This is a genomic window from Photobacterium aphoticum (assembly GCF_001029435.1).
Classification (GTDB): Bacteria; Pseudomonadota; Gammaproteobacteria; order Enterobacterales; family Vibrionaceae; genus Photobacterium; species Photobacterium aphoticum.
Genome location: NZ_LDOV01000029.1, coordinates 45,191 through 58,250 on the forward strand (window position 1 = coordinate 45,191; position 13,060 = coordinate 58,250).

A 13,060-nucleotide genomic window follows, 5' to 3' on the forward strand; every position below is an offset into this window, starting at 1 on the left:
ATCTCACTAACTTCTGACACTCAACCGCCCCCAGCTATAGCCAGTTGTAGCGCAACTTTGTAACATAGGCGCCCCTATTCATCGATTGACCCATCATTACCGTGGCAACCAAAGACTATGTAAAACGTGGCCGAGCAGCGAAAAAAACGGCCAGCCGTAAAGCCCCGCCGCCGCCAAGTGGTTTTCCACTGAAGGGCGCGATCGTCGCAGCGTGTCTATTCAGCGCATTTGCTTTTGGCCTGTATTATCTTTCCAGTACGCCAGCCCCTGTGGCGTCAGAGCCAGCCGCACCCAGCACACCGGTAACCAGTACGCCGAAAGTGACGCCAACCGCGCCGTCAAAAGCGGTGACGTTGCCGCCAAAGCCGGAAGAAAAATGGCGTTATATCGAAGCGCTGGAAAACAAAGAAGTGCAGGTGGAAGAGAAGAAAGCCGAAGCGCCGACCCGTCCGTACCTGATGCAGTGTGGTGCTTACCGCAGTAAAACGCAGGCTGATGAGCGTAAAGCCATGATCGCCTTCCAGGGACTGACCAGCCAGATCAAGATCAGCCAGGGCGAAAAAGGCACCTGGTACCGTGTGATCCTCGGGCCGTATCCGCAAAAACGTAAAGCGGAAAGTGACCGTAACCAGCTGCGCCGTGTCGGCATTGAGCCATGCGCGATCTGGTACTGGGAGTAAGCGTCTGCGCCCCGTGATCCACATTATTGACCATACTTGTAAGGGATGCTTCGGCATCCTTTTCTTTTCTCTGCCCCTTGAAACGCTTTCCAATGACCCCCAGATAAAAGGGTAATACTGAACCCGGCACAGGCCGGGCAAGACTCAAAAGAGGTAACACCGTGACAACTATCGTATCTGTTCGTCGAAACGGTAAAGTCGTTATCGCCGGTGATGGTCAGGTTTCTCTTGGCAACACCGTAATGAAAGGTAACGCGCGCAAAGTACGCCGTTTGTATAACAACAAAGTTCTTGCAGGCTTTGCCGGCGGCACTGCTGATGCCTTCACCCTATTTGAACGTTTCGAGCGCAAGCTGGAAATGCACCAGGGCCACCTGCTAAAAGCAGCGGTGGAACTGGCCAAAGACTGGCGTACTGACCGTATGCTACGCAAACTGGAAGCCCTTCTGGCTGTGGCTGACGAAACCGGCTCTCTGATCATCACCGGTAACGGCGATGTGGTTCAGCCTGAACACGATTTGATCGCCATTGGTTCTGGCGGCAACTTCGCCCAAGCGGCGGCTATCGCGCTGTTGGAAAACACCGACCTGAGCGCCCGTGAAATCGCAGAAAAATCCCTGAACATCGCGGGTGATATCTGTGTCTTCACCAACCATAACCACACGATTGAAGAATTAGAGACTCGATAAGGAAGCGGCCATGTCTGAAATGACTCCACGCGAAATCGTCCATGAGCTTGACCGCCACATTATCGGTCAGGACAAAGCTAAACGTGCCGTTGCGATCGCCCTGCGTAACCGCTGGCGCCGCATGCAGCTGCCTGAAGAGCTGCGTGTTGAAGTAACCCCGAAAAACATCCTGATGATCGGTCCGACCGGTGTGGGTAAAACCGAAATCGCCCGTCGTCTGGCGAAGCTGGCTAACGCACCGTTCATCAAAGTTGAAGCCACCAAATTCACCGAAGTGGGTTACGTGGGCAAAGAAGTGGAAACCATTATCCGCGATCTGACTGACGTGGCCGTGAAAATGACCCACCAGCAGGCGATGGAAAAAGTGCGTTTCCGCGCGGAAGAGCACGCCGAAGACCGTATTTTGGATATTCTGCTGCCGCCACCGCGTGATGCATGGGGCCAGAACGAAGAATCGGATCAGAACTCCACCACCCGTCAGTCATTCCGCAAAAAACTGCGTGAAGGCAAGCTGGACGACAAAGAGATCGACATCGATGTGGCCGCGCCACAAATGGGTGTAGAGATCATGGCGCCTCCGGGGATGGAAGAGATGACCAACCAGCTTCAGGGCATGTTCCAGAACCTGGCGGGTAACACCACCAAAAAGCGTAAGATGAAAATCAAAGACGCGATGAAAGCCGTCACCGAAGAAGAAGCCGCCAAGCTGGTCAACCAAGAAGAGTTGAAAGAGCAAGCGATCTTTGCGGTGGAAAACAACGGTATCGTGTTCTTGGACGAGATCGACAAGATCTGTAAGCGCGGTGAATCTTCAGGCCCTGACGTGTCCCGTGAAGGCGTACAGCGTGACCTGCTACCACTGGTAGAAGGCAGCACGGTTTCGACCAAGCACGGCATGGTGAAAACCGACCACATCCTGTTTGTGGCATCCGGCGCGTTCCAGGTGGCGAAGCCATCGGATCTGATCCCTGAACTGCAAGGCCGTCTGCCGATTCGCGTGGAGCTAGAAGCCCTGACCAGCGGCGACTTCAAGCGTATTCTGACCGAGCCTAATGCCTCGCTGACCGAACAGTACAAAGCCCTGATGGCGACCGAATCAGTCAACATCGAGTTTGAAGAAAGCGGTATTGATAAGCTGGCCGATGCGGCATGGCAGGTGAACGAGCGCACAGAAAACATCGGTGCCCGCCGTCTGCACACCGTGATGGAACGCCTGATGGAAGAGCTGTCGTTTGATGCGACCGAGAAATCTGGCGAGAAAATCGTGATTGATGCCGCTTACGTGACGGCCCGTCTGGGTGAGTTGGTGGAAGACGAAGATCTGAGCCGTTTCATTCTGTAACCAGAGTGTAAACCCAATGCTATCAACGGCACGCTTGCGTGCCGTTTTTTTGTCCTCAAACAAACTATGCGGCGATAAAGTTGCCCATTACGCCAGTTGCGCCATAATAATGGTCTTCCACACTCGTTCACTGGCAAAAGTCCACACTATGAAATCATCTTCTCTCGCCATTTGGCTCGATGCAGCACGGCCAAAAACCCTGCCGCTGGCCATCGCCTCAATCGTATGCGGCAGTGCAGTAGCAGGATGGCAAGGCAGCTTTTCTGCCGTGATCGCAGGTCTCGCCCTGCTGACCGCGCTGTTATTACAAATTCTTTCTAACCTTGCCAACGACTACGGCGATGCGGTCAAAGGCACCGATAACGACCAACGCCTGGGCCCACAACGTGCCATTCAGTCCGGCTTGGTGACCCCTGCCGCCATGCGCAAAGCCATGGTGCTCAATATTGTCCTGACCATCATCAGTGGCCTGAGCCTGATCTTGCTGGCGACCAACAATCTGCATGACATGCTGGGCTTTATGGTACTGGGACTGATGGCCATTCTGGCCTCTATCGCCTACACCGTGGGTAACAAGCCTTATGGTTACCGTGGCCTGGGCGATCTGTCTGTGCTGATGTTCTTTGGCTGGCTCGGCGTGGCCGGTACCTACTACCTGCAAGCCGGACAGATTGATTCGATCATCATGCTGCCCGCGACCGCCTGTGGCCTGCTGGCCGTCGGGGTACTGAACATCAATAACCTGCGTGATATCGACAATGACCGCGCCTGTGGCAAACTGACCCTGGCGGTACGCATGGGGCCGGAATGGGGCCGCAAGTACCACCTGTTCCTGCTGCTGGGCAGCGTGATCTGTCTGGCGCTGTTTGCGGCACTGGAAATTCACTCACCGTTCGGCTGGCTGTTCATCCTGAGCGCGCCGCTGCTGTTTAAGCACGGCAAGCAAGTGTTTCAATCCACCGATGGTGCGGCACTGCGTCCAATGATGGCGACCATGGTGAAATGCGCCCTGCTGACCAACCTGCTGTTTGCAGCCGGTATGGTATTGGCCGCATCCTAACACATTGGCTTTGCAAGGCGACGGCAATCGGTGTCTTCGCCTTGTCTCTACCACCGCTCGCTGATTATACTTCAACCAGTTAACGCTGAAAGATGCGTCCAGTTCGCGTCTCAGCGCCCCCTTTTCAATTGTCACTAGAAGAAGCGCGCTTATGGAATACAACACGTCCGAACTCTGCGACATCTACCTCGACCAAGTCGATGTCGTCGAACCGATGTTCAGCTCTTACGGCGGTCGTAGCTCGTTTGGCGGCCAAATCACCACCATCAAATGCTTTGAAGACAACGGCCTGATCGCCACAGTACTCAGCGAACCCGGCGCTGGCCGTGTACTGCTGATCGACGGCGGCGGCTCCCTGCGTCGCGCCCTGATTGATGCCGAACTGGCGCAACGGGCAGCGGATAATGAATGGGAAGGGCTCATCGTTTATGGCTGTGTGCGCCATGTGGATGAGCTGGATGAACTGGACATCGGCATTCAGGCCATGGCCTCTATCCCGGTCGGGGCCGATGAACACGGCATTGGCGAAGTGGATGTCGCGGTTAACTTTGGCGGTGTCACCTTCTTGCCAGAAGATCACCTCTATGCCGATACCACCGGCGTGATCCTCTCGCCTGAGCCGCTGGATATCGACTGATCACGGCCCGCGCCCTGATCTGTCCTGTCAAACAGGCATAAAAAAACAGAGCCCTTGAGCTCTGTTTTTTTATGCCCCGATAAACGGGGCATTGGCACGCAACGGTGTGGATTACTCCACGTGCTCCATTTTGCCTAGCAGTGCGCGAACGCGCTCTTGCCATGCTTGGTGATCGTTGCGCAGTTTCTCGTTGTCGTCAGACAGCGAATCACGACCAGAACGTAGCTCTTGTGCTTCTGCAGACAATGCTTCGTTTTGTTCTTTCAGTTCGTCAATTTCCATTTGCAGCAAAGAAATTGTATCAACAGCCATTTGTACTTTGGCTTCCAGCTTTTCCAACATTTCTAATGACATATTGTCCACCTGTATTCAGCCTATCTGTTTGCCCTAACCGTTAAGGCAAGTTCCCACAGGCACGTTTACGATTCATTATCACTTATTCTAACGAGGCCATCGCCTCCTGACACCTACAAATACCACGCTTTGCAGTAAATGGGGAAATTTTGCGCAATTTTGATAATAATTTTGCCCAAGGCTAACAAGAATGTTCATACCGCCGTTTTTTTGCTTTTTGCTCAGTGGTTAAACAAACATCAAGTGTGCGGGTATTCGATAAATTTGCGATCAAACGCGCGGTTAATTCAATGCCTGCGTGCTAATTTTGTCCCGATCGTATCTCTCTTGGAGCAATCCAAGGTTTTGCCGCCTTGGCACATCCGACCTCGCTAGGTCGGATTTTTTATTTCCGCCCACACTCAATAGGCCGTTATTCGCTTTGCACCCGTATGTTCGTTCCCCTCGTTTTTTCTGCCCGCCATCCCGTTTACCGTTATCACGTGATCTTGCCCGCCATCTGTCCCGATAATGTTGACCACTATCGCGATGATCACACCCCAATGGCCAGGTCGCTAGATGGCAAAGCGCAAAATATTTGCGCGAACGCTCAATTCAAAAAACACACAAATGAGCGAACGCACATTTTGTGACCTGCACAATGTCATTATTTGGAATATCACGTAAATTAGCCGCCATAACGATGATAACAGCGACACCCCCTACAATAACGAGACAAAAGGACTGAAAAATGACGAGTCAAAAACAACATACGTTGCTCGGCGAATGCATCGCTGAGTTCATCGGCACCGGCTTATTGATATTCTTCGGTGTAGGTTGCGTAGCAGCCATGGTCTTAGCGGGTGCTTCATTTGGCCAGTGGGAGATCAGCATCATGTGGGGCCTTGGCGTTGCCATTGCCATTTACTGTACTGCTGGTGTATCCGGCGCTCATATCAATCCCGCCGTCACTATTGCCCTTGCCCTTTTCCACGGTTTTGATAAACAAAAAGTACTGCCTTACATCGTTGCCCAACTCTTGGGTGCCTTTACCAGTGCCGCGCTGATCTACAGCCTGTACGCTAACCTGTTCAGCGACTATGAAGCGACCCACAACATTGTGCGTGGCTCAGTAGAAAGCCTAGCAACGGCGGGCATCTTCTCAACCTACCCACACCCTGCCATCACGTTTGGCGGTGCGTTTGCGGTCGAGTTCGTGATCACTGCCGTACTGATGTTTGCCATCCTGGCCATTGGTGATGGTAAAAACGGTGCACCACGCGGCGCGATGGGTCCGCTATTGATTGGTATTCTGATCGCCGTGATCGGTGGTGCGCTCGGTCCACTGACCGGCTTTGCGATGAACCCGGCGCGTGACTTTGGCCCGAAATTCTTCGCGTTCTTGGCGGGCTGGGGCGACATGGCCCTGACCGGCGGCAAAGACATCCCTTATATGATTGTGCCGATTCTGGCGCCAATTTTTGGTGCGGCATTTGGTGGCTGGCTATACCCGAAAGTGATCGGTTTTTACCTGCCTGGCAACAAATGCACACTGCCGAACCAGTGTGAAGAAACAGGTGAGAACGCAACGGCGAAAGCCTGATCCCTGTCTTTGACACACAAACAGATACAAAAACTAGAACAAACGACTCTCTACTACCCTTATATAATGACAATTAGAGGAAACCGTCATGACTACAGAGCAAAAGTACATTGTTGCACTTGATCAGGGTACCACCAGCTCACGTGCCGTCGTGCTTGATCACAACGCGAATATTGTGTGCTCGTCACAACGTGAATTCACCCAGATCTACCCGAAAGCGGGTTGGGTAGAACACGATCCTCTCGAAATTTACGCGACCCAGAGCTCTACCCTCGTGGAAGCTCTGGCCAAAGCCGGCATCCGCTCTGATCAGGTGGCTGCCATTGGTATCACCAACCAGCGTGAAACCACCATTGTCTGGAACAAAAATACCGGCAAACCGGTGTACAACGCGATTGTATGGCAGTGCCGCCGTACGGCTGACATCTGTGAAACCTTAAAAGCCGACGGCTTGGAAGGCTACATCCGTGACAACACTGGCCTGGTGGTTGACCCTTACTTCTCCGGTACCAAGATCAAATGGATTTTGGATAACGTTGAAGGCGCACGCGAAGAAGCGGAAGCGGGCAATCTGTTATTCGGTACGGTCGATACTTGGCTGATCTGGAAGATGACCCAAGGCCGCGTACACGTGACCGATTACACCAACGCCTCACGCACGATGGTGTTTAACATCAACACCCTACAGTGGGATGAGAAACTGCTTAAAGCGCTGGATATTCCTCTGTCCATGATGCCGGAAGTGAAGTCGTCATCAGAAGTGTACGGCCAGACCAACATCGGGGGTAAAGGCGGGACACGTATTCCTATCGCCGGTATCGCCGGTGATCAGCAAGCGGCGCTGTTCGGCCAGATGTGTGTGGAAGCCGGTCAGGCGAAAAACACCTACGGCACAGGCTGTTTCCTCCTGATGAATACCGGTAAGGAAAAAGTGACCTCGCACAACGGCCTGCTGACCACACTGGCTTGTGGTCCGAAAGGCGAAGTGGCGTACGCACTGGAAGGCGCGGTCTTCATGGGCGGGGCGTCTATCCAATGGCTGCGTGATGAAGTGAAGCTGCTGGATGATGCCAAAGACTCCGAATACTTTGCAGAGAAAGTCGGCAGTGCGAACGGCGTGTACGTGGTACCGGCCTTTACCGGTCTGGGCGCCCCGTACTGGGACCCGTATGCCCGTGGTGCGATTGTCGGCCTGACCCGTGGGGTGAATGCTAACCACATCATCCGTGCGACCCTGGAAAGTGTGGCTTACCAGACCCGTGACGTACTGGATGCGATGCAGGCAGACTCGTCGATTGAACTGGCCTCGCTGCGTGTTGACGGCGGCGCGGTTGCCAACAACTTCCTGATGCAGTTCCAGTCTGACATTCTAAACACCGAAGTACACCGCCCTGTCGTGACGGAAGTCACCGCACTGGGTTCCGGTTACCTGGCAGGTTTGGCAGTGGGCTTCTGGGGCAGCATTGATGAGCTCAAAGGCAAAGCGGAAATCGATCGTAAGTTCATGCCTTGTGCAGATGACGGCAAGCGTCACCGCCGCTACCGTGGCTGGAAACGTGCGGTCGAGTGCGCCAAAGGCTGGGCATTGGAAGAAGACATCTAAGCCCGTTTTTTCACTGCACACGACGCGCAGTGAAACATAAATACCCATAACGTGCTAAAGGCCTGCTGATGCAGGCCTTTTTTGTACTTTTCACAGCAATATCCCCGCCTTTCCCCGCTTTCACATGACACAATCTTGTTTTAACGCAAACGTTTCACTATCAGTTGTGCTAGAATCGCCGCCAGATCGAGCGGGCAGCAGAAACGGATGTCGACCCTGTTGCCCCAAGCCCACTGATTTCTATTGTTGGAGTTCCCATGAAACGCGATTTGGCGATGGCATTTTCCCGTGTCACTGAAGGTGCTGCGCTAGCAGGTTACAAATGGCTTGGCCGTGGTGATAAAAACGCTGCTGACGGCGCAGCGGTTGAAGTCATGCGCACACTGCTAAACCAGACTGAAATTGAAGGTGAGATCGTCATCGGTGAAGGTGAGATCGATGAAGCGCCAATGCTGTACATCGGCGAGAAAGTCGGTACCGGCGGTGATGCTGTCGATATCGCAGTTGACCCGATTGAAGGTACACGCATGACTGCCATGGGCCAGAACAATGCCCTTGCGGTACTGGCAGCGGGCGAAAAAGGCTCGTTCCTGAAAGCCCCTGACATGTACATGGAAAAACTGGTCGTGGGCCCACAAGCCAAAGGCGTGATCGATTTGGCTAAGCCTCTGACAGAAAACCTGGAAAACATCGCGGCAGCCTTGGGCAAGCCCCTATCCAGCCTAGTGGTGACCACGCTGGCAAAACCGCGTCACGACGCGATCATTGCCGACATGCAGGCGATGGGTGTGCGTGTGTACGCATTCCCGGATGGCGACGTGGCCGCGTCTATTCTGACTTGTATGCCAGACAGCGAAGTGGACGTAATGTACTGCATCGGTGGCGCGCCGGAAGGTGTGGTGTCTGCGGCCGCGATCCGCGCACTGGGTGGCGACATGCACGGCCGTCTGCTGCCACGTCATGACGTGAAAGGCGACAACGAAGAAAACCGCCGCTTGGGTCAGATTGAAATCGACCGCTGCCACGAAATGGGCATCGAGCCGAATACCGTGCTGCGCATGGAAGACATGGCGAAGAGCGATAACGTGATTTTTGCCGGTACCGGGATCACCAAAGGTGATCTGCTGGATGGCATCCACCGCCAGGGCAACATCGCAACCACCGAAACCCTGCTGATCCGTGGTAAGTGCCGCACGATCCGTCGCATCAAGTCGACCCACTACCTGGATCGCAAAGACCCAGCGATTGTCGGCCACATCCTGTAAAGCCAACGGCTGAACAGCCGATCATCATCTCTGAACAGGCGTCCCTCAGGACGCCTGTTTTTTTATGCTTCCTCAGTCTTCCGCCAGCCCCGCAGTTTATGCGTTAGGATCAGACAGCGTCGTCCGTTTCGCCCTCCTCTTCACACTCCTCCTTGCATGGATTCGCGCGCTTGTCCGTGACTTTTTATTCGGCTCACGCTCCCCTTCTTTTCCCTCACCGTGATCGTCCCCCTCTCCGAACGCGTTTTGTAAAGTAGTTGCTTTATTTAGCCAGCTCGCTACATAATGAATAAAGAACGGTGATTTTTTCCACAATCACTGACGTCATCATCGCAAGCACCATACCGAGCAGACGCACCATGTTACGCAGCACAACAAAGTACACAGAGAAGGCTACATGAAGACCATTGACCGCATCCTTTATCAACTTAAGCGCGAAGGGCCACAAACCGCCAAACGCTTAGCCGAAACCTTCCAGCTCACCAGCATGGGGGTACGTCAGCACCTGCAAGGGCTGGAAGCTGACGGTCTGGTCAGTTTTGAGGATGTGAAAGTCAAAGTGGGTCGTCCGACCCGTCATTGGTTTCTCACCAAAGCGGGGCACAATCAGTTCGCCAACCGCCATGACGATTTGTTGGTGCAGACCTTAGATTCAGTCGAAACCTTGTTTGGCAAAGACGGCCTGCAACAAGTGATTGCCCGCCGGGAAGCCAACACCCTGGCTCACTATCAAGACAAGCTGGCGGAAGCGGCAAATTTAGAAGAAAAACTGCAGATCCTGACTACACTCAGGGAGCAGGAAGGTTATATGGCAAACTACCAACCACACGGCGACGGGTTCCTTTTTGTGGAGAACCATTGCCCGATTTGCCACGCCGCCCACCGCTGCCCATCACTCTGCCAATCAGAACTCACGGTCTTCCAGCAACTGCTGGGCGAGGAGTATCACATTGAACGCAAGGAACACATTATCGCTGGAGAAAGGCGCTGTGCGTATCGAATAATAAAAGCATAACGAGGAGAGCATTATGGCTGACTGGATTCCCGCTAAGGTGATCACCAACCGACACTGGAACCACGATTTATTTAGTCTTGTCCTAGAGGCCAACATCGAGCCGTTTAAGGCAGGCCAGTTCACCAAACTGGGGCTGGAAATCGACGGAAAAATGATCCAGCGCGCCTATTCGTTTGTGAACCCGCCATCGAGCAATCAGATTGAAATCTATGCCACCCGTGTGGCCGATGGCCTGCTCTCCCCCCGTCTGCATGCGCTGGAAGCCGGCGATGAGGTCTTCATCTCTGCCCGTGCCAACGGCTATTTTACCTTAAATGAAATCCCGGACAGCGATCACCTCTGGCTGCTGGCCACCGGCACCGCCATTGGTCCGTATCTGTCCATTCTGCGCGAGCCCACCGTGTGGAAGCGCTTTCGTAAAGTCATCCTCAGCCACGCGGTGCGCTTCTCGGCCGATCTCAGCTATCAGGCTGAAATCAATCAACTGAAAGAACGCTATCCGGACCAACTGATCGTCCAGCCCTTTGTCAGCCGTGAACCCGCGCCACCGGCGTTGCCCGGCCGCATTCCTCAAGCCATTGCCGATGGCATGCTCGAGCGTCATGTCGGCCTGACACTGGATCCTGAACACAGCCAGCTCATGCTCTGCGGTAACCCGGAGATGGTGAAAGATACCCGCGCGGCACTGGAAGCCAGGGGCTTTCGCAAAAATCTGCGCCGCCAGCCCGGCCACATTACCATGGAGCATTACTGGTAAGTCTGAGCCGTCAGGCCCAACGTCTAGACTACATTCAGGGACACCACGAAAAAGAGGGACACACAATGGATGATTTGCCCGATTTTGATACCTTGAAACAACTGGCTAACGACGATCCTGAGGCACTGGAAGCCTTACGCCTGCGCATGAGTGAAGCCATCATCGCCAACGCCAGCGACGCCATGAAGCCGCGCCTGCAGGCGCAACTGAGCCACATCAATCACGTGATCGCCCGTGGTCGAAACCCGAACCATACCAACATGCTGCTGATGAGCGAACTTCAGCAGCAGCTCAAGCGCTTTGCCCTGGCGGTAACCACACCTGAAGCCCTCACGGCTGAGCAGGCGACCGTCCATCCGTTTGTGCGGCCGACCAAAGACGTCGACTCTTCGAACCAGTCACCAGATAAAGGCTCATTACTTGATGAAGACTAGCGCCGATACAGGCTAGCTCACTGACTGATCTTCATGAAGCAGTCCCGATCCATATCGCGTATGTCCACCGTCAGGCTTGTCACGGCGGTGGCATGCTGTTCCAATACCACCATCAGTGCGCGGGACAACTCGCGCTTAACCGCCGGCTCACGCCCGTCCAGCAGGCTCAGTTGCACATGGATGAAGGTGTCGATATCCGCCCCTTCGCCCACGAGCCACGTCTGGCATGGGTAGCTGCGTGATTTCACCGTGTCCGGCACAAACACCCCGCTGTCTAACAGCACTTGATGCAAGTCTGCCAGCAAGCCGGGGATATTGACCCGCTCTGCCACGGGTTCGGCGTATTCCATCACTAAATTAGGCATTATCACATTCTCCCTGTGTACCGTTATCATTTGTTATATCGGTTATTTTCCTGTCTCGCCCTACAGTAGCGAAGATTCGTCCGGCAGAGCAAAACCCGCGTGTCATTTTCCTGCCTATGTCACCCAATTTGCCAATGAGGATAACCACCTCACCGATCCGCGATGGTATTTCCCTACCCACTCATGGAAAATAATTCCCCGCAGCGGTTCACTTTTTGCGATGAAAAAGGTACAACCAGACAGAGAAATGATTTCGGACAGTAAATTAACTTCCAAAATTGTTATATAGTTACGGCGATACTTCACAGCATAGCGATCTGGCGGCGATTCGCAGCACGCTACGCTATTAGGTATCCACTTATTACATCAAATTGATTTGGAGAAAAGCTATGCGCCATCCTGTGGTTATGGGTAACTGGAAGCTAAACGGCAGCAAGGAAATGGTATCTAACCTAATTAAAGGTCTGGATGCAGAATTGAAAGGTGTAGAAGGTGTAGACGTAGCAATCGCGCCACCAGCAATGTACCTGGATCTTGCTGAGCAGCTAATCGGTAAAGCGGAAAGCAAAATCATCCTTGGTGCACAGAACGTTGACGTTAACGCAAACGGCGCGTTCACTGGTGACATCTCTCCAGTAATGCTAAAAGATTTCGGCGCAAGCCACATCATCATCGGCCACTCTGAGCGTCGTGACTACCACAACGAATCAGACGAATTCGTTGCGAAGAAATTTGCATTCCTAAAAGAACACGGCCTAACACCTGTACTATGTATCGGTGAGTCAGAAGCACAAAACGAAGCGGGCGAAACCGTTGCAGTTTGTGCACGTCAAATTGACGCTGTGATCAACCTACTAGGCGTTGAAGCCCTAAACGGCGCAATCATCGCTTACGAACCAATCTGGGCGATCGGTACAGGTAAAGCAGCAACCGCTGACGATGCACAGCGCATCCACGCAGCAATCCGCGCACACATCGCAGAGAAGAGCGAAGACGTGGCGAAGAACGTTGTGATCCAGTACGGCGGTTCTGTTAAGCCAGAAAACGCAGCTGCATACTTCGCACAGCCAGACATCGATGGCGCGCTAGTAGGCGGCGCTGCACTAGACGCAGCAAGCTTCGCAGCAATCGCTAAAGCAGCCGCTGAAGCGAAAAAATAATCATCATTACTGATGGTCATTGAAGAAGGTCACCCTCGGGTGGCCTTTTTTGTACCTGTGATTTCATGCGGGTCCCTATCGCAGGCGCAAAAAAAATCGCAGGCACAAAAAAGCCGA

The 13,060-nt window shown here is 53.5% G+C and carries 15 protein-coding genes; 12 read left to right on the plus strand and 3 right to left on the minus strand.

Going from position 1 to position 13,060, the window contains the following annotated elements:
* Window positions 1-101: 101 nt before the first annotated feature.
* From ABT58_RS16280 to rraA, 5 genes are all read left to right on the plus strand, one after another.
* Complete coding sequence (locus ABT58_RS16280) at window positions 102-680, plus strand: SPOR domain-containing protein (protein ID WP_047875501.1); 579 nt, start codon at window positions 102-104, stop codon at window positions 678-680.
* 161 nt (window positions 681-841) lie between these two features.
* Entirely contained in the window at window positions 842-1,369 is a 528-nt protein-coding gene (hslV, locus tag ABT58_RS16285) for an ATP-dependent protease subunit HslV (protein WP_047875502.1), read from the plus strand.
* 10 nt (window positions 1,370-1,379) lie between these two features.
* Entirely contained in the window at window positions 1,380-2,711 is a 1,332-nt protein-coding gene (gene hslU, locus ABT58_RS16290) for an HslU--HslV peptidase ATPase subunit (protein ID WP_047875503.1), read from the plus strand.
* Window positions 2,712-2,859: 148 nt separating this feature from the next.
* The gene (locus ABT58_RS16295) at window positions 2,860-3,771 is read left to right on the plus strand and encodes a 1,4-dihydroxy-2-naphthoate polyprenyltransferase (RefSeq protein ID WP_047875504.1); all 912 of its coding nucleotides are present in this window, start codon (window positions 2,860-2,862) and stop codon (window positions 3,769-3,771) included.
* A gap of 151 nt (window positions 3,772-3,922) precedes the next feature.
* Complete coding sequence (gene rraA, locus ABT58_RS16300) at window positions 3,923-4,408, plus strand: ribonuclease E activity regulator RraA (RefSeq protein ID WP_047875505.1); 486 nt, start codon at window positions 3,923-3,925, stop codon at window positions 4,406-4,408.
* A 111-nt stretch (window positions 4,409-4,519) separates the two neighbouring features.
* Here the strand turns inward: rraA and zapB are convergent, their stop codons facing one another.
* A complete protein-coding gene (gene zapB, locus ABT58_RS16305) occupies window positions 4,520-4,762 on the minus strand; it encodes a cell division protein ZapB (RefSeq protein WP_047875506.1) in 243 nt (80 codons plus the stop codon).
* A 730-nt stretch (window positions 4,763-5,492) separates the two neighbouring features.
* Between zapB and ABT58_RS16310 the strand changes: the two genes are divergently transcribed.
* From ABT58_RS16310 to glpX, 3 genes are all read left to right on the plus strand, one after another.
* The gene (locus tag ABT58_RS16310; protein WP_047875507.1) at window positions 5,493-6,344 is read left to right on the plus strand and encodes an MIP/aquaporin family protein; all 852 of its coding nucleotides are present in this window, start codon (window positions 5,493-5,495) and stop codon (window positions 6,342-6,344) included.
* Window positions 6,345-6,432: 88 nt separating this feature from the next.
* The gene (gene glpK / locus ABT58_RS16315) at window positions 6,433-7,947 is read left to right on the plus strand and encodes a glycerol kinase GlpK (protein ID WP_047875508.1); all 1,515 of its coding nucleotides are present in this window, start codon (window positions 6,433-6,435) and stop codon (window positions 7,945-7,947) included.
* A 257-nt stretch (window positions 7,948-8,204) separates the two neighbouring features.
* Complete coding sequence (gene glpX, locus ABT58_RS16320; protein WP_047875509.1) at window positions 8,205-9,212, plus strand: class II fructose-bisphosphatase; 1,008 nt, start codon at window positions 8,205-8,207, stop codon at window positions 9,210-9,212.
* Window positions 9,213-9,474: 262 nt separating this feature from the next.
* On the opposite strand, the gene ABT58_RS24500 is transcribed toward glpX, so the two are convergent.
* The gene (locus tag ABT58_RS24500; protein WP_268248401.1) at window positions 9,475-9,597 is read right to left on the minus strand and encodes a hypothetical protein; all 123 of its coding nucleotides are present in this window, start codon (window positions 9,595-9,597) and stop codon (window positions 9,475-9,477) included.
* Window positions 9,598-9,609: 12 nt separating this feature from the next.
* On the opposite strand from ABT58_RS24500, the gene ABT58_RS16325 reads away from it, so the two are divergent.
* The 3 genes from ABT58_RS16325 (at window position 9,610) to ABT58_RS16335 (ending at window position 11,418) form a co-directional block, all read left to right on the plus strand.
* A complete protein-coding gene (locus ABT58_RS16325) occupies window positions 9,610-10,227 on the plus strand; it encodes a helix-turn-helix transcriptional regulator (protein WP_047875510.1) in 618 nt (205 codons plus the stop codon).
* 13 nt (window positions 10,228-10,240) lie between these two features.
* Window positions 10,241-10,984 carry a ferredoxin--NADP reductase gene (locus ABT58_RS16330; protein ID WP_047875511.1) on the plus strand — a complete coding sequence of 248 codons (744 nt, stop codon included), beginning with the start codon at window positions 10,241-10,243 and terminating at the stop codon, window positions 10,982-10,984.
* A gap of 65 nt (window positions 10,985-11,049) precedes the next feature.
* Window positions 11,050-11,418: a DUF3135 domain-containing protein gene (locus ABT58_RS16335; protein WP_047875512.1), complete on the plus strand. Its 369-nt coding sequence runs from the start codon at window positions 11,050-11,052 to the stop codon at window positions 11,416-11,418.
* A 17-nt stretch (window positions 11,419-11,435) separates the two neighbouring features.
* Here ABT58_RS16335 and ABT58_RS16340 read toward each other — a convergent pair whose 3' ends face one another.
* Window positions 11,436-11,783: a 5-carboxymethyl-2-hydroxymuconate Delta-isomerase gene (locus ABT58_RS16340; RefSeq protein WP_047875513.1), complete on the minus strand. Its 348-nt coding sequence runs from the start codon at window positions 11,781-11,783 to the stop codon at window positions 11,436-11,438.
* 389 nt (window positions 11,784-12,172) lie between these two features.
* Here ABT58_RS16340 and tpiA point away from each other — a divergent pair, with 389 nt between their 5' ends.
* Window positions 12,173-12,943 (plus strand): triose-phosphate isomerase, encoded by a 771-nt coding sequence (tpiA, locus tag ABT58_RS16345; protein ID WP_047875514.1) that lies wholly within the window; start codon window positions 12,173-12,175, stop codon window positions 12,941-12,943.
* The last annotated feature ends 117 nt before the right edge of the window (window positions 12,944-13,060 follow it).